This is a genomic window from Treponema parvum (genome assembly GCF_017893965.1).
GTDB classification, from domain to species: Bacteria; Spirochaetota; Spirochaetia; order Treponematales; family Treponemataceae; genus Treponema_D; species Treponema_D parvum.
The window spans coordinates 1858121-1875011 of record NZ_CP054142.1; the positions used below are offsets into that span (position 1 = coordinate 1858121).

The following is a 16891-nucleotide window of genomic DNA, read 5'->3' on the forward strand; positions in this document are numbered from 1 at the left end:
ACAAGAGGCATAGAATGACTATAAAACGGCAGAAATATCTGGATAAACTCATAGCAAGGAAGGGCAACGGTCTCATAAAGGTGATTACAGGTTCACGACGCTGCGGAAAATCATTCCTTCTTTTTACTCTATTTAAGAAGCATCTTTTATCAGAAAACATTCCTACCGATCACATTATTGAGGCTTCCCTTGACGACGAGGAGCATGAGGAACTTTTGGACAGGCATGCGCTCGGAGAGTATGTACGCGGTAAAATCAAAGACGATAAAATGTATTATGTTCTTCTTGACGAGATTCAGGAAGTTGACGGCTTTGAGCGGGTTCTAAACGGATTTCTTAAAATGCCGAATGTCGACGTTTATGTAACCGGCAGCAATTCGACACTTCTTTCATCGGAGATTTCCACTATTTTTAAAGACCGCGGTGATGAAATCAGAATGCACCCTCTTTCTTTCAGCGAATTCATAACTGTGTATGAAGGCTCTAAATCAGAAGGATGGGACGAATATTTTATGTATGGCGGACTTCCACTGGTCATTTCATATAAAAATGCGGAGGACAAAGAAGATTATCTTATCCGCCTTTTTGAAAAAACGTATCTTTCCGACATAATCGAGCGGCGGAAAATTCGCAGTAAAGATGAACTTGACGAGCTTGTAAATATTCTTGCTTCAAGCATCGGTTCCCTTACGAATCCGACAAAGCTTGAAAATACATTCAAAAGCGAAAAGAAAATAGAATTCAGCCGTCAGACAATCAACACTTATATCAGTTATCTCAAAGACGCATATATTCTTTCAGATGCACAGCGATACGATATAAAAGGGAAGAAATACATCAACACTCCTGTAAAATACTATTTTGAGGATACAGGGCTTAGAAACGCAAGGCTTAATTTTCGTCAGACAGAAGAAACTCACATAATGGAAAATATCATTTACAACGAGCTGAAAATCCGTGGATTCAAAGTCGATATCGGGGTTGTTGAAAAATACGGAAAAGATAAAAACTTAAAGACGACAAAAAGCATTTATGAAGTTGATTTTATAGCAAATCGAGGAAGTAGAAAATACTATATACAGTCTGCCCTTTCGCTTTCTTCATCAGAAAAAGAAAATCAGGAAAAACGCCCGCTGTTGGAAATAAAAGATTCATTCAAAAAAATCATAGTCATAAAGGATGATATAAAACCCCGCCGAGATGAAAACGGAATTGTTACAATCGGGCTATGGAATTTTTTGCTTGATGAGAATTCGCTGGAGTTATAAATTCGGTTATGGATTGCAGGGGCGCGTAAGCAGTATTTTTACAGGTTTAAGGTGTAAAAATCTATGCAGTCTTGCATTCTGGCACGGAAATCAACTTTTGAAAATTACAGGGAACCTCTAAAAACTGCAGTTTTAGGATAATAATTTAGAGTGCTTGAAAATTGATTTCCGTGATTTAAATGCGAAATCTTGATTTGATTGAATAAACCTCTTATAATTAAATAACAAGTATTAATAAAATTTTATTGGATTTTATAAATCCTTCTTGTATAATATTAGACGGGTTCCGGTTATCGTGTTCGACAAAACAGGATATCGTAGGAATTATTTAAGATTTTTTATGAATGTATACCTATAAAGCAGGAGTACGACGATGCATATACACAACATGATGGAAGAAATTGTGATCGAGCGGATCAATCGGCTGAATGATCGTATCAAAGAAATAAATCCTCCTTGGTTCCGCTGCAGCTGTGAAAATTGCCGCATGGACGCCGTCAGTTATGTTCTGAACAGGATTCCGCCGAAGTACGTCGTATCGGGAAGAGGAGTAGTTCATTCCGCTGAAGTATTTAAAGACGGACAGCTATTGGCGGACATAGACGCAATAGGTATAGAGGGAATCAGAACCGTCAATTCCATACAAAGACCCGATCACATTCATACAAGAAAAACCGCAAAGCACCATGACAGCCCTCTTTTTAACTTTCCTATTTTTACAGGCTGCGTCCTTGACGGAACGACGTTTGAACCGTTAAACGGAGCTTCCATTAAGCTTATGCGCAACGGCACGACCGTAATAATGAAGGATTCTTCATGGGCAAACCCGTGCAAAACATATCATACGACAAAGGGCGTTTTTTCTTTTTGGTTAAAACCGGAGCCTACGGATGCGGCGGGCGTAACGGAGCAATTCGATTTTTCGCTTGAAATTTCCGCAGACGGATATGAAAGCATCAATTACGGATTTACGTTACAGGTAACGAGCGAAGATTCCGAAAAACAGACTTTAAATTCGACGTATTCCTATAAGATACAGGATCTTTTTATGTTCAGAACAGGAACTGAAAATCCTATGGAATAAACGCAGCATTCCGAACCGCCGGCAACAAAAATCTTAAGCGCCGTAATTGACACGTTTAGCCGATTTCTATATTATAGATACATTAACACACGGACGATTAGCTCAGCTGGTACGAGCGTCTGGTTTACACCCAGAATGTCGGCGGTTCGATCCCGTCATCGTCCATTAAAACTTCTTTCTCATGAAAGAAGTTTTTTTTATATGGAGCCGCCATGGACTTAAAAACGATCATGCAACAGCAAAATTTCGTCGTTCTGGGAAACACTGTCAACCCTGAAAAATACGCATATAAAATAAAACACGGACTTCTTGAAAAAGGTTATACCGCTTACGGAGTAAGCAAAGAATTTTCTTCAATAAATGAAATATCCGGCGACATAGATGTCATCGTCTTTTGTATAAATGCGGTTTTAGGACTCAAACTCATTAAAGAATGCAAAAAACAGTTTAAATACGCCGTTATTCAGCCCGGAGCCGAAAGCGAAGATCTTCTTCAGTATTTAAAAAATTCCAATATCGATTTTATTGAAGGCTGCGTTCTGGTGGGAATGAGCCTTTATCCCAAGCAATAACAATGCTTTCCGCGCGTCTGTAAAATTCTTTTCTGGGATAAAAATGGGCAGGAAATTCTACAAAAAACTCTCGGCCGATAATTTTTTATTACGACCAAGCTAAAAAATATATCGGAATGACAGGATTTGAACCTGCGACATTCTGGTCCCAAACCAGACGCGCTACCAACTGCGCTACATTCCGAACACGTTTACAATATATAAAATCATTTGACTTTAGGCAAGCGTATAAAAACCGCGCACTCATTATAGTACAGTACCGTGGGAAGCGCTGTCATGAGTTGGCAGCGGCAGTTCAAATGCCGCACAAGTCCGCTGCCCTAAGTGCGCGCAGATTCGCCGCTATTAAAATGCGAGACGGATCCGGCACACAATAAAAATCGAAATTTAACTAAATCAAAACTTCATTCAACCCTCGACCGCGGAATAAGAAGGTTAAGAAATATTCCTATTACAGTTGCAAGAGCGACTCCTCCCAAACTGAACACGAATTCTTTTCCAACATGGAATTGCAAAATTCCGCCGCCGATACCGATCACCATAATAACGGAGGAAATCGTGAGATTTCTTTTATCTTTATAGTCGACGCCGCTTTCAACGATGGTGCGAAGCCCACTGGAAGCGATAAGACCGTACAAAAGCATTGAAATTCCGCCGAGAACCGGGCCGGGAATCGTCTGAATAAAAGCGCCGAATTTTTGGCAAAACGAAAGGATAACCGCGATGACGGCGGCTCCGCCTATGACCCAAACGCTGTATACCTTAGTGATCGCCATAACGCCTATATTTTCGCCGTAAGTCGTATTCGGCGGCCCTCCCCAAACTGCAGCCCATGCCGTCGCAAGGCCGTCCCCGATAAGCGTACGGTGAAGTCCCGGGTTTTTGTAAAAATCAATGCCTACCACCTTTGACGTCACAAGGGTATCACCTAAATGCTCACAAATAGTCGCAAGAGAAACGATCACAAAGGTTACGATCGGAACAAGGGCGAACCGCGGAGCAACCCAAACATATGAACCCGCGCTGTTAAGCTGCAAAAACGGCAAAGCAAACCACCTTGCATCCAACACCATATCAAAATTTATGAGATGGTAAGCGGGGAAAATCTGTCCCATTATGAATGTAAATACATATCCGCCTATGAGACCGATAAGTATTGAAATGGTATTGAAAAATCCCTTAAGAAAGATCGTAGCGATGACGGCAACCGCAAGGGTAACCATAGCTATGCTTAGGTACACAAGGGAATAATCGTTGGGAGCTCCGGACGATCCCACGTACATGGCCTCCTTTATCGCCGTTGGAGCGAGATTCAGCCCTATAACTATTATGACCGAACCGATGACGACGGGCGGCAAAGCCTTATCGAGCCAGTTTTTTCCGGTAAATTTTATTATAAAAGCGATCACGCAATAAAAAAGACCGGCGCATATCGCGCCGCCCATAGCGTAAGGAACCCCGTACTGATCGCCGATCGCAATCAGCGCCGGTATAAATGCAAACGAAGATCCCAAAAAAGCCGGAACTTTCGCTTTAGTGATTAAAATATAAAGCAGCGTTCCGGTTCCCGCGGTAAACAATGCCGTCGAAGAACTCAAGCCTGTCAAAAGGGGAACGAGTATGGTCGCTCCGAACATTGCAAATACGTGCTGAAAACTCAACGGAATCCAGCGGATTAGAGGAGGACGGTCGGAAGGACCTAAAATCTCATGTGTTGCCATTTTTATTATCTCCGATTTATAATTTATGAGCAGTATATCATAACGCAGTATTCTCTTTAAAGTATCTGAGTTCACAATTTATTAAAAAAAAGTTATAGTCTTTTACGAGCGAAAGGCGGTTATAATGACCGCTGAAATATCGCCGCCTTGTCGGCAACAGGGGTAAACAAGTAATAACATTATGGAAAAATACAGGATCGAACATGATTCCATGGGACAAATAGAAGTTCCAAGGGACAAGTATTGGGCGGCTCAGACGGAGCGAAGTCGAAGAAATTTTAAGATCGGAGAAGGAATCGAGCTAATGCCCAAAGAAATAATATGCGCTTTCGGGTATCTTAAAAAAGCTGCGGCTCTTGCCAACGGTATTCTCGTCCCGAAAAAAATGACCGAAAAAAAACTTAGGGCCGTAAGCGCAGCCTGCGACGAGGTGATTTCAGGCCGCCTCGACGAACATTTTCCGCTGGTGGTATGGCAAACGGGAAGCGGAACGCAGTCAAATATGAACGCAAACGAAGTGATAGCGAACCGCGGCAATGAAATCATAGGTGAAAATTTACTTCACCCTAACGACGACGTAAACATGAGCCAGTCAAGCAACGATACTTTTCCCACAGCGATGCATATCGCAGCCGTATGCCGGATAGAAGACAAATTATTCCCTTCGCTAAAAAAACTTATCGAAACGCTCAAAAAACTTGAAAAAGAAAATGAAGGAATTGTAAAAAGCGGCCGAACTCACCTTCAAGATGCCGTTCCCATTTCCTTCAGTCAGGAAATAAGCGGCTGGAGATCCAGCCTTGAACGTGACATGCAGATTATATCTTCTTCTCTTCCGGTTTTAAAAGAACTTGCGCTCGGAGGGACGGCCGTAGGTACCGGCTTAAATGCGCCTAAAGGATTCGATGTACAGGTCGCCCAAATAATTTCAAAATTGACGAAGAAGGATTTTTCCACCGCAGCCAATAAATACCACGCTCTTACCAGCAAAGATGAAATAGTTTTTGCACACGGAGCTTTAAAAGCCTTGGCATGCGATCTTATGAAAATCGCAAACGATATAAGATGGCTTTCTTCAGGCCCGAGGTGCGGGCTCGGGGAAATCAAAATTCCTGAAAATGAACCCGGATCCTCCATAATGCCGGGCAAGGTAAATCCTACGCAGTGCGAGGCCGTAACAATGGTTGCAGTACAAGTTATGGGGAACGACTGTGCCGTCGGGATAGGCGCAAGTCAAGGTAATTTTGAATTGAATGTCTTTATGCCCGTGATAGCGTATAATTTTTTACAGTCCGTACGGCTTCTTTCGGATGTCATAAGTTCATTTAATGACAACTGTGTTTCAGGTATTAAGGCCGACAAAGAAAAAATGCGCTTTAATCTGCATAATTCCCTAATGCTCGTAACGGCGCTAAATCCGTACATCGGCTATGAGAATTCGGCAAAGACTGCAAAAAAAGCATACGAAGAAAATATTTCTTTAAAAGAAGCCTGCGTCGCTTTGGGATTTTTAACGCCTGAAAAATTCGACGAAGCGTTCAAACCCGAACGGATGGCTTTGGAAAGCTGATTCGGCACAATCTTCATCAGCGATTTTTTAATATGTACCCGGAATCTTCCAGGTATTTACGACGAGTGATGACGAGACTTATCAATTCGTGATACATGGTATAGTCGACTTCCAACGCTATCGGGAAAATAAAATATTCGGTTTCGTCGCAGTAACGTTCAATAAAGACCGGATCGGTGACAAAACCCAAACTTATCATATTGCTTATGCGATCCGCGCATTTTAAGATCTTTGCCCGCCAGCTGCCGTGCTCGATTATACCGCGCAGATAATCGGGCTTGGTCTGTCCGTTTTTTTTTGTAACTTCAAGCACAAGCTCGCATACCTTTTTCCCTTCGTCATCAACATCCGTAATAATTTTTTGATCAAAGCCGGGGATATCTTCGATCACATCGTGTATGCACGACGCCTTTAAAAGCACGCTGTCAATGTACCCGTAATCAATAAGGATGCCCATGGTATCGATCTGATGACGGAACATATTTCCGCCGGCATAGCGTTCCTTTCCTATGAGGGCAGTCGCAATCTGCATGTACGGAGCAAGATAAATTCCCTTGAGCTGAAGCATGGATTCATTGTCCATCCTGTCGGGTTTTTCCGTGTGCATTTCATATTTGCCCATATACAGCCCTCCAAAATCCAAAAGCCTTTTTTAAAAGCCGATTAAAAGCCTAATTGCGGCATTATTATAAAATCTTAAAGGCCGGCAATGTACGAATTAAGCTTTTCTATGCGCCGGCGGCTTTCTTCAAGTTTTTCACGCTCCATGGCGACAAGTTCCGCCGGCGCATGTTCGGCAAATTTTCCGCTGAGCTTCGCTTCATAGTTTCTTACGTACCCGCTTTCGGTTTCTATCGATTTTTTAAATCTGGCGATAAGCTGATCCTTGTTTATGGAACCGTCGACGATTATAAAAGCTTCAAAGCCCTGCCCTACCGTTCCCACCGACATGGAAGGTTTTTCGTTTACAAAGTCAATCTTTTCAATTCCGGCAAGAAGCTCTATCATGTCCGTCTTTTCCTTACACACTTCCGCATCGCTTCCCTTGGTTATAAGCAAGGCCAAATGAAGTTTAGCCGCAGGATCAAGGGAACATTCCGCTCTGAGAGCCCTCACCGACCGGATCAATTCCTGTAGAACCGAAAACCTCTTTGAAACTTTTTCGTTTACGCGGCGGTCGTTTTCTTCAGGAAACGGAGCGGCTATAAGCATTCCTTTATAAAAGGAATTTGAAAGGACAAAATTATTCCCGGCCTTTTTGCGGTTTTCCGTAATTTCGGAAAGCGGCAGTTTTGAATAAATTTCTTCCGTAACGAAAGGAAGAAAAGGGTGTAAGAGACGAAGATTTTCTTCCAAAACATTTAACAATACGGAAACCGCCCTGTTTTTTTCTTTATCGTCGCCGTTTTTAAATGAAAGTTTGGTAGCTTCCACATACCAATCGCAAAATTCGTTCCAAAAATATTCAAAAACGGCATTTGCGGCGTCGTTGTAGCGATAACCGTCCAGTGAGTTTCGCTCAATACGGGCGGCCTTATCAAGGCATGAAAATATCCATATGTCCAATTCCGTAAGATCCTCGTCCTTTACGGGAACAAGGGTTCTTCCTTCCAGATTCCCGAGTATATAGCGCCCGGCGTTCCATATCTTATTTGCAAAACGGCTTCCGAGTTTAAAAGAATCCTTGTCCACAAGAACGTCTTGCCCCTGTGCGCACATAAAACTCAGCGTAAATTTAAGCGCATCCGAACCGAAAGTATCGATTATTTCGATAGGATCGATTCCGTTACCCAAAGACTTACTCATCTTACGTCCCTGTTTGTCGCGCACAAGCCCGTGGATATAAATGTCGCGGAACGGAACATTGCCGGTAAATTCCAAACCGGCCATAATCATGCGGCTTACCCAAAAGAAAATAATGTCATAAGCCGTAACAAGAGCCGTCGTAGGATAAAATCTTTTAAGATCCTGCGTTTTTTCGGGCCATCCCAAAGTGCTGAACGGCCAAAGCCATGAAGAAAACCAAGTGTCAAGCACGTCCGGATCCTGAACGAGTTCGGAAGCGTCGGCTCCGCATTCAAAGCATTTTTCAGGCGCTTCGCGCGAAACGGTCATCTTTGAGCACTTGTTACAATACCATACCGGTATCCGGTGCCCCCACCAAAGTTGTCTGCTTATGCACCAGTCGCGTATATTTTCAAGCCATCGGCGGTAAGTATTTTCCCATTTGCGAGGAAAGAATACGATCTGCCCGTTTTCCCATGCTTTTAAAGCCTGTTTTGCAAGCGGCTGCATTTTTACAAACCACTGCTCGCTTAAATAAGGTTCTACAACCGTAGAACAGCGGTAACAATGCCCGACGGAATGAGTTATCTTCTCTTCGCCTTTAAAAAGTCCGAGATCCTTAAGATCCTCAATTATGAGCGCTCTCGCCTTTTGGCATGTCATTCCCCTGTATTTTTGAGGACAATTTTCATTTAAAGTTCCGTCGGAATTAAGAATATTTATAACGTCAAGGCCGTTTCTTTTGCCGACCTGCCAGTCGTTCGGATCATGAGCCGGCGTAATTTTTACCATCCCCGTTCCGAAATCCTTATCTACATATGCATCGGCTATGACAGGAATAACGCGGTCCGTAAGCGGAAGCTTTAGCTTTTTGCCTATTATGCGGCTATAGCGCTCGTCCGAAGGATTTACGGCTACGGCAGTATCGCCTAAAAGAGTTTCGGGCCTTGTCGTAGCGATTTCAATGCGGCTTGAACCGTCAGGGGCGGGCCCGTCCGCATATTCATACCATATGTGATACATCGCACCCGCTGTATCCGTATGCTCGACTTCGTCGTCGGCAAGCGCGGTTCCGCAGCGGGGGCACCAATTTACTAGGTACTGTCCTTTATATATCAATCCGCGCTCATACAGCGTTACAAAAACGTCGCGGACGGCTTTTGAAAGTCCGTCGTCCATCGTAAAACGCTCTCGCGCCCAGTCCGTAGAATTTCCGAGTCTCCTCTGCTGCGTCACAATAGCCGCATGGTGATCGTCTTTTACCGCCCAAGTGCGCTCAAGAAATTTTTCTCGCCCGATATCCTTTCTGGATATTCCTTCTTTTTTTAGAGCTCTTTCAACCACATTTTGGGTTGCGATCCCTGCGTGATCGGTTCCCGTAAGCCAGAGCGTGTCGTCGCCTTTCATGCGATGATAACGGACTACTATATCCTGCAAAACATTGTTAAGCCCGTGTCCCACGTGAAGAACGCCGGTGACGTTCGGCGGAGGAATAACTACCGAATACACGGATCTTTTCGATTCGTCATACCGATCGTGAATCGGAGAATCGGGATCGGAAAGAGGTTTAAAATATCCTTTTGTCTCCCATTCCTTGTAAATTCTATTTTCAAAATCTTTAGGATTGTAAGCTTTTTCCAGCTCAATGGCATTCATAAAATCTATTCCTTAAAACTGCGATATGTGTAAACCTATAAAAACTCAGGCTTCGGCCGGAGACATAAAGATTGTATTATTATAATGAAATGCTAAATCACTGACAATATTGCGCAAAATGTGCACGAAAACGGCTCAAACGCGACGTGGTTAAACATACCGCGACATTGCGTCGCCGAACATAGGGACAACCATACTGCGGCATCTTGCTCCGAACATAATCGATCAAGTGCAAGAACCGCATTTATGGCCTAAAAATTTTTGTCTTCTTCCACCGAGAGCTTTTTGTTTATTCGTCTTTGATTGATAACCGATGTTATCATAGAAATAACGGCGAGCGCTAAAAACACGCAGCAAATTGGTTTTGTAAAGATTTTAAAGAATTGACCGTCAGAAATTTGCATAAACCTGCGAAGATTGCTCTCGCTCATCGGCCCTAAAATCAAAGCAAGGAGAATCGGCGACAGAGGAAATTCATATTTTTGCAGCAAATATCCTATTACGCCCATGATAATCGCAAAAAACACGTCGAACATGTTCTGGTTTATCGCATAGGCGCCGACTAAGGAAAGCATCAAAATGACAGGTAAAAGCATTTTGCGCTCTACGGAAATAATTTTTGCAAAACCTTTTATACCGCACATCCCCACTACAAGCATGGCCAAATTGGCAACGATTAAAGAAGCAAACACGGCATATACAATATCAAGGTGTTCCACATACATCATAGGACCGGGTTGAAATCCCTTCATAATGAAGGCTCCCATGAGGACTGCCGTATTTGAATCGCCGGGAACACCTAAACTGAGCATGGGAATCATAGCGCCGCCTGAACACCCGTTATTAGCGGATTCCGATGCGGCGATACCTTCGGGAATGCCTGTTCCGAATTTTTCCGGATGCTTACTTGAACGTTTTGCTTCACTGTAAGAAACAAACGCTGCAATATCGCCTCCAGCTCCGGGAATGGAGCCTATAAAGCTTCCTATAAATCCGCCGGTTACAATATTACGCAGTATTGTTTTAATATCCGAAATACTGGGAAGCACGCCTGAAATTTTTACTTTATTCTTTTGCGTATCTAAATTGGATTCTATTCCTGCAAGAACTTCGGAAATCGCAAACAAACCTATCAGAGCCGGAATAAAAGGAATTCCGTCATACAATCCCTGAAACTTAAAAAAACGCAGGTAGGCACAAGTCTTATCCATACCCACAGTAGAAATCAATAAACCGAAAAACGCCGTTATGAGCCCCTTTATCAAAGATTTTCCTGAGATTGAAATTATAACGGAAAGGCCGAAAGCTGCAAGTGAAAAAAATTCGGCAGGTCCGAATTTCAGTGCCATTTTTGAAATATACGGGGACAAAAAAGTCATACACAGGGCGCCAATCATTCCCCCCATAAAGGAAGAAAACAGCGCTATCGATAGGGCTCGCCCCGGTTCGCCGCGTTTTGACATAGGATAGCCGTCCATAACGGTTGCCGCGGCGGCAGGGGTTCCTGGAGTGTGGATAAGTATTGCGGAAATAGAACCGCCGTACATAGCGCCGCAGAAAATTCCAAGCAACATACCTACGGACGGCAACAGATCAAGCCCGTAAGTAAACGGTATCAAAAGCGCAATCCCCATAGTAGACGTTAGGCCGGGAATACAACCGATCAAAACCCCGCCTGCCGCACCGATAAAGATATAAAGCATATTCAGCGGGGCAAAAACAGAACCGAAACTTGAAACTAAAAGACCAAAATCCATATCGCCCCCCTATTCCAGCAGCCCCATCGGCATATCTATTCCTAAAAGGAATCTAAAAGCAAGGAAAATAACGGCGGTAGAAACTATCGAAAAAACAACCATCGTCTTCCATTCACGTTTTCCCAAAAGAACCATAAACGCAAACAAAACAAAGGGCGTTGTAATTATAAAGCCCGTAACATACCATAAAGCGGCCGCAATAACAATTATCGCAAGACCGATTAACATACGCCGCATGCCTTTGTCTTTTAGGCTTAAGGTCATTGCAGGAGTTTTATTATTTTTATCGACAATATTTTGTATCAAAAGAACCGCACAGCAGATAAAAAGCCCTGTAGAAAGCCAGCGCGGGAAAAATTCAGGTCCGATAGGAACGTTTTTAAAATGTTTAAATGAAAGGGTAATAATAAAAGCGGTCGCCGATAAAAACATTCCTATAACGGCGGCAATGATATTAGCTATCCGCACATTTCCTCCTATGTTTTTTGATGCAAATTCCAATTAGCATAGATTTTATGACGGCAAGGCCGCACCGAAAATTTATCCGGAAGCGGCCTTCTTTTAAAATAAAGTTTTAAAATCCCGTCAGTCAATAAGACCTAATGATTTCATTGTAGCGGTTACCGCTTCATAATTTGTTTTCAAAAAAGCTCCAAAATCGGCGGAATTCATATATGCAAGATTCAAATTCATATTACCGGCCATTTTTACAAAATCAGGATCCTGTTCCGCCTTCGTAAATGCATCGACAAGAATCTGTTTTATTGCAGGATCAACTCCCTTCGGAAGCGCAAGGCCTCGCCAAGTGTAATAAGTAATATCAAATCCCTGTTCTTTAAATGTTTTGATATTGGGATAAGAAACAGGACGTTTTTCATCCATAATTCCAAGAACTTTTAAGTTTCCGGCATCAAGCTGTGATTTTACTTCAGCCAAAGAAACTGAAACCGCTTCGATGTGTCCGCCTGCAAGAGCGGTTACGGCACCTGCAGCTCCTTCAAAAGGAATATGTTTTACATTGATGCCCGTTTTATCCGCCAAAAGCCCCGCTCCTATGTGCCACACCGAACCGGGTGCGGAATTGCCGATAGAAACTTTTCCGGGATTATTTTTACAATACTCTACAAACTCTTTTACCGTATTGTACGGAGCGTCCGCTTTCACTGTCAGTGTAGCCGCATCCGCATTTACACGTATAATCGGATCGTAATCCGCATAGGTAAAATCTATAAGCCCCTGCTGCGGCAAGGAGTTTAGTTCAAACGTGATCATACCGACCGTATATCCGTCGGGTTTGGCATTTTTTATTGCCGCATGCCCAATAGCACCGCTGCCGCCGGTTTTATTTTCAACAGTAAGCGTAACCCCAAGCTGCTTTTCCGCAGCAGCACAAATACCGCGAAGAACCGCATCCGTTCCTCCGCCTGCGCCCCACGGGCAGATAACCGTTATACCTTTTACAGGATACTTTGCTTTGCCTGCCGAATCCTTATCACCGCCTGCAAAAGCGCAAAAAGCCAGAGCGAAAGCAAGAACAACACCGATTAGTTTTTTCATTTTATTCCTCCACTAAAACTATTACAAAAAATTACCGAAAACCGATCAGCCGATAAAAATTCAATTTTTTAAGCTGGCGGCGATCGTTTTAGAGTATTTTAAGATATTATACATGATTTGTGCGGGAAATGCAAAAAGCTGCAGTTGGGTTAGATTTTTACGTGAGGAAATATGAAAGCAATAAAAAATTTTGTTTGAATTAAATCATAACCACACGACGAACGGATGGCTGCACTTTCCGGCTTTCGCGCCGGAAAATTTCTGCCGCGCGTCAACCTACGCCCGGTAATACCAGGCTATACCGAGCCTTCAATTTGAACCTTCAAAAGACTTTACTTCATAGCCTGCTTTTTCAATCGCAGCCTTTAATTCTTCGTCGGGAATTTTGCGGCTGAGAGATATTTCCGCGGTATTTGCATTTAAATTTACTTCGCAAGCGGCGCCTTCAATCTTATTCACTGCGTGTTCTACGCGTGCCGCACAATTTTCACAGCTCATGCCGCCTATTTTCACTGTCTTTTTAGCGATAACGGGATCATCAAGTTTTTTGTGCTCACGGATTACGGAAGAACCGCCGCCCGTGCAACAAGAACCTTCTCCGCGAAGATGTTTCGCGCTCACTTTAACGGCTACAAAAATAATGACGGCAAGAAGCGCAACAATAATAATATTTATCATTTTTTCTTTTTCTCCCTTGAAGTTGTACCGTGGCAATGATTTCTACATGAAGCCGCGCCGGGACAACCTATGCATATGGGATTGTTATTTTCAATAGCGATCTTTCTCTGGCGCAGAATATAAAATACGGCGCCTGCAATACAGCAAAGCAAAAGTCCGCCTGCAACAAGATTTACAACCATAAACACTCCGTTACAAAACGGGTGTTTTGCAAGGTGACAAAAGCGTACATCCTTTGCAAAACACCGCTCGATGTTATTTTTTCTTACCGAACTTTTTTTTCAAAAATCTGATAAGAACGGAAACTGCCGTTAAAGTCAAATACGCAATTATCAACAGGGCAATGGCATACCCCATTGAAAGCGCCGAAGCAGTTCCTCCCATAGACGCTTTTAAACCGCAGCGGCTACGGAACGCTTCACTTCAAAAGACATTCCCTTATACGGATCCTTTCGGAAAAGCATGTACAAGATTATAACCGTAAAGATGATCGCCGCTACAGTTCCTGCGGTAAACACGCCTGCCGCAAGCATCATATAGTTGTACACACAAAGCGCAATCACATAAGCCCAAATATTCTGGAACAAAATGGCAAACCAGAACCATTTGCGGTCTTTAAGTTCGCTCGCCATTACACCTATAGCTGCCACACACGGAGAATCAAGAAGGTTAAACACGAGGAAGCTCATCGCGGCTGCAGCGGTCGGGAACCATGAAGCTATAGCGACGGCAACTTCGCCGGCTTCTTCTACAAGCTCTTCATCCACGTTGGCAAGAACGCCCATAGTGCTTACTATCGCTTCTTTAGCGGAAAATCCTGCAATAGAAGAAGCGGCAGCCTGCCAACCGCCGTCAGCTCCGCCGAAGCCCAGCGGTATGAAGATGCGGCGAATAGCATTGCCCAAAACCGCCATCAGCGAATCAGGAGAATCAACAAGCCCGAATCCTTCTTCACCGAAGCCGTAGCTGGACAAGAACCAAATTACGATACAGGCAAGGAACAATATGGTTCCCGCTTTTATCATAAAGCCGCGTAAGCGTTCCCAAGTGTGCAAAAGAACCGTCTTAGCTTGCGGAAGATGATACTGGGGCAATTCCATTACAAACGGAGCGGCTTCGCCATGGAACGGTTTCGTCTTTTTAAGGATAACTGCGGAAACAAGAACGGAACAAAGTCCGGTTGCGTACATCAGAGCGGCAACATTTCCTTCGTTAAGATCCGTAAGAGCGCCGGCCAAAACTCCCGCCATAAGGGCTATTACAGGCAATTTTGCACCGCAGGGAATCCACGTCGTAGTGATTATGGTAAGACGGCGATCGTTGTCGTTTTCGATGGTCTTTGAAGCCATGATGCCCGGAACGCCGCAGCCTGAAGAGATCAAAAGCGGAATAAAACTTTTGCCCGACAGACCGAATCTTCTGAATATACGGTCCATAACGAAGGCTATGCGAACCATGTAGCCGCAGTCTTCAATTATAGAAAGCAAAAGGAACAGAATGGCCATTTGAGGCACAAAGCCTAAGATAGCGCCGAGTCCGCCCATAATTCCGTTTACGATACAGTCAATAAGAATTTCATTTACGCCGGCGCCTTCCATCCAGCCCTGAACGATTTCCTGCAGCCCCGCCACGAAAGAATCGTTAGTCCAGTCGGTAAGCCATGTGCCTATCGTAGTAACCGAAACATAGTAAACGCCCCACATTACAAGCAGGAATATGGGAATACCCAACCATCGGTTCGTTACTATCTGGTCGATTCTGTCGGATCGCGTGAGTTTTTTGCCGGATTTTTTTACACATCGGCTCACGATGCCGGTGATATAGTTATAGCGCTCGTTCGTAATGATCGACTCGATATCATCGTTTTTTAAGTCTTCAAGTTTTTTAGAAATGGCTTCCGCTTTTTCAAGTTCGTTCTTGCCGAGCTTCAACTGGTCGAGTACAACCTTGTCGCGTTCAAGCAATTTAATGGCATACCATCTTTTAAGAACATCATCGATCGAAGAAGGAAGAACGGCTGTCATCTCTTTAATGGCGGCTTCCACGTCGGCGCTGAAACAGGCTGACGGTGCGGAAGATTTCTGTGCGGCGGCCTTAGCAGCCTCTTTTACTCCCGTTCCGTGAAGGGCCGAAGTTTCAACAATTTTACATCCCAGTTCGGATGAAAGTTTTGCAGTATCGATTTTGCCACCTGATTTTTTCAAAGCGTCGATCATGTTCAACGCTATAACCACAGGCTTACCCAATTCAAGAATCTGTGTCGTCAAATACAGGTTGCGTTCTATATTCGTCGAATCCACAATGTTCAAAACCGCATCCGGATCGTCTTTAATAAGATAATCACGGCTCACCACTTCTTCCAATGTATACGGAGAAAGAGAATAAATACCGGGAAGATCCGTTACGATCGTATCGCTTCCCTTTATCTTTCCTTCCTTCTTTTCAACAGTAACTCCCGGCCAGTTTCCTACATACTGACTGGCACCGGTCAAAGAGTTAAACAAAGTCGTTTTTCCGCTGTTCGGGTTACCCGCTAATGCAATTCTTATACTCATCATTTTACCCCGTCAAACCATTTCAACACAGTCCGCATCATCTTTTCGTACGGACAATTCATACCCGCGTATAGTGATCTCTACAGGATCTCCCAGTGGAGCCACTTTTCTGACAAACAGCTCGCTGCCGTTTGTTATCCCCATATCCATAAGACGCCGCTTCAGAGCGCCGCCGCCATGCAACTGCTTTACTTTAGCAGTCGAACCGACAGGAATGTCGCGTAAAGTTTTCATACCCTTATATCTCCTAATAAAAAATACAAATTAAACTATACACAAAACCGTCATTCTAAGATCCGTACCTTCATACACGAGAAACTGGAATGATTATCTGATTAAAAAAATAAGCGTTTAAACTTTAAAAAATGGATATTTGTCGACGTACGGCCGGAATACTCTTATGCACAAAATATCTTTCCCGCCAAATTAGAGTCCAGCGCAATGCGGGATTCCTTAACTTTTACGATCAAACTTCCGTCTAAAACGGATACGACCGTAACTTCCGTTCCCACGTTAAATCCCAATTCATTCAGATGCTGCTTTACGGCCGCACTGCCGCCGATTCTTTTAACTTTTACCAAACTACCTTGCGACACGACCGTTAAAGGCATACATCCCTCCACTGACAGAAAAAAGCAATATCCATCTGACATTAGGATACACTAACTTATATTATCTGTCAACAATC

The 16891-nt window shown here is 43.6% G+C and carries 16 protein-coding genes and 2 tRNA genes; 5 read left to right on the forward strand and 13 right to left on the reverse strand.

What is annotated here, in order from left to right; all coding sequences use genetic code 11:
* Positions 1-14: 14 nt before the first annotated feature.
* From HRQ91_RS08175 to HRQ91_RS08190, 4 genes are all read left to right on the forward strand, one after another.
* Complete coding sequence (locus HRQ91_RS08175) at positions 15-1268, forward strand: ATP-binding protein (protein ID WP_210119089.1); 1254 nt, start codon at positions 15-17, stop codon at positions 1266-1268.
* A gap of 373 nt (positions 1269-1641) precedes the next feature.
* Positions 1642-2352 carry a late competence development ComFB family protein gene (locus tag HRQ91_RS08180; protein WP_210119090.1) on the forward strand — a complete coding sequence of 237 codons (711 nt, stop codon included), beginning with the start codon at positions 1642-1644 and terminating at the stop codon, positions 2350-2352.
* A gap of 91 nt (positions 2353-2443) precedes the next feature.
* A tRNA-Val gene (locus tag HRQ91_RS08185) sits at positions 2444-2517 on the forward strand.
* A 47-nt stretch (positions 2518-2564) separates the two neighbouring features.
* Entirely contained in the window at positions 2565-2924 is a 360-nt protein-coding gene (locus HRQ91_RS08190) for a CoA-binding protein (RefSeq protein WP_210119091.1), read from the forward strand.
* Positions 2925-3035: 111 nt separating this feature from the next.
* Here HRQ91_RS08190 and HRQ91_RS08195 read toward each other — a convergent pair.
* Positions 3036-3108, reverse strand: a tRNA-Pro gene (locus tag HRQ91_RS08195).
* A gap of 220 nt (positions 3109-3328) precedes the next feature.
* Complete coding sequence (locus HRQ91_RS08200) at positions 3329-4645, reverse strand: solute carrier family 23 protein (RefSeq protein WP_210119092.1); 1317 nt, start codon at positions 4643-4645, stop codon at positions 3329-3331.
* 181 nt (positions 4646-4826) lie between these two features.
* On the opposite strand from HRQ91_RS08200, the gene fumC reads away from it, so the two are divergent.
* Positions 4827-6215 carry a class II fumarate hydratase gene (gene fumC / locus HRQ91_RS08205; RefSeq protein ID WP_210119093.1) on the forward strand — a complete coding sequence of 463 codons (1389 nt, stop codon included), beginning with the start codon at positions 4827-4829 and terminating at the stop codon, positions 6213-6215.
* A gap of 16 nt (positions 6216-6231) precedes the next feature.
* Here fumC and HRQ91_RS08210 read toward each other — a convergent pair whose 3' ends face one another.
* The 11 genes from HRQ91_RS08210 to HRQ91_RS08255 form a co-directional block, all read right to left on the reverse strand.
* A complete protein-coding gene (locus HRQ91_RS08210; RefSeq protein WP_210120772.1) occupies positions 6232-6822 on the reverse strand; it encodes a hypothetical protein in 591 nt (196 codons plus the stop codon).
* 89 nt (positions 6823-6911) lie between these two features.
* A complete protein-coding gene (locus tag HRQ91_RS08215; RefSeq protein ID WP_210119094.1) occupies positions 6912-9656 on the reverse strand; it encodes a valine--tRNA ligase in 2745 nt (914 codons plus the stop codon).
* A gap of 251 nt (positions 9657-9907) precedes the next feature.
* Positions 9908-11413, reverse strand: a complete 1506-nt coding sequence (locus HRQ91_RS08220; protein ID WP_210119095.1) for a tripartite tricarboxylate transporter permease — start codon at positions 11411-11413, stop codon at positions 9908-9910.
* 9 nt (positions 11414-11422) lie between these two features.
* The gene (locus HRQ91_RS08225; RefSeq protein WP_210119096.1) at positions 11423-11881 is read right to left on the reverse strand and encodes a tripartite tricarboxylate transporter TctB family protein; all 459 of its coding nucleotides are present in this window, start codon (positions 11879-11881) and stop codon (positions 11423-11425) included.
* 117 nt (positions 11882-11998) lie between these two features.
* On the reverse strand, positions 11999-12970 hold the full coding sequence (locus HRQ91_RS08230; RefSeq protein ID WP_210119097.1) for a tripartite tricarboxylate transporter substrate binding protein: 972 nt from the start codon (positions 12968-12970) through the stop codon (positions 11999-12001).
* A 309-nt stretch (positions 12971-13279) separates the two neighbouring features.
* Complete coding sequence (locus HRQ91_RS08235; RefSeq protein WP_210119098.1) at positions 13280-13648, reverse strand: heavy-metal-associated domain-containing protein; 369 nt, start codon at positions 13646-13648, stop codon at positions 13280-13282.
* A complete protein-coding gene (locus tag HRQ91_RS08240) occupies positions 13645-13830 on the reverse strand; it encodes a hypothetical protein (protein ID WP_210119099.1) in 186 nt (61 codons plus the stop codon). The genes HRQ91_RS08235 and HRQ91_RS08240 overlap by 4 nt, the downstream gene beginning before the upstream one ends.
* 73 nt (positions 13831-13903) lie before the next feature.
* Positions 13904-14032: a hypothetical protein gene (locus HRQ91_RS11795; protein ID WP_275946229.1), complete on the reverse strand. Its 129-nt coding sequence runs from the start codon at positions 14030-14032 to the stop codon at positions 13904-13906.
* A gap of 8 nt (positions 14033-14040) precedes the next feature.
* On the reverse strand, positions 14041-16206 hold the full coding sequence (gene feoB / locus HRQ91_RS08245) for a ferrous iron transport protein B (RefSeq protein ID WP_246473196.1): 2166 nt from the start codon (positions 16204-16206) through the stop codon (positions 14041-14043).
* 9 nt (positions 16207-16215) lie between these two features.
* The gene (locus HRQ91_RS08250; RefSeq protein ID WP_210118174.1) at positions 16216-16437 is read right to left on the reverse strand and encodes a FeoA family protein; all 222 of its coding nucleotides are present in this window, start codon (positions 16435-16437) and stop codon (positions 16216-16218) included.
* 164 nt (positions 16438-16601) lie between these two features.
* Positions 16602-16814 carry a FeoA family protein gene (locus tag HRQ91_RS08255; protein WP_210118173.1) on the reverse strand — a complete coding sequence of 71 codons (213 nt, stop codon included), beginning with the start codon at positions 16812-16814 and terminating at the stop codon, positions 16602-16604.
* Positions 16815-16891 lie beyond the last annotated feature (77 nt).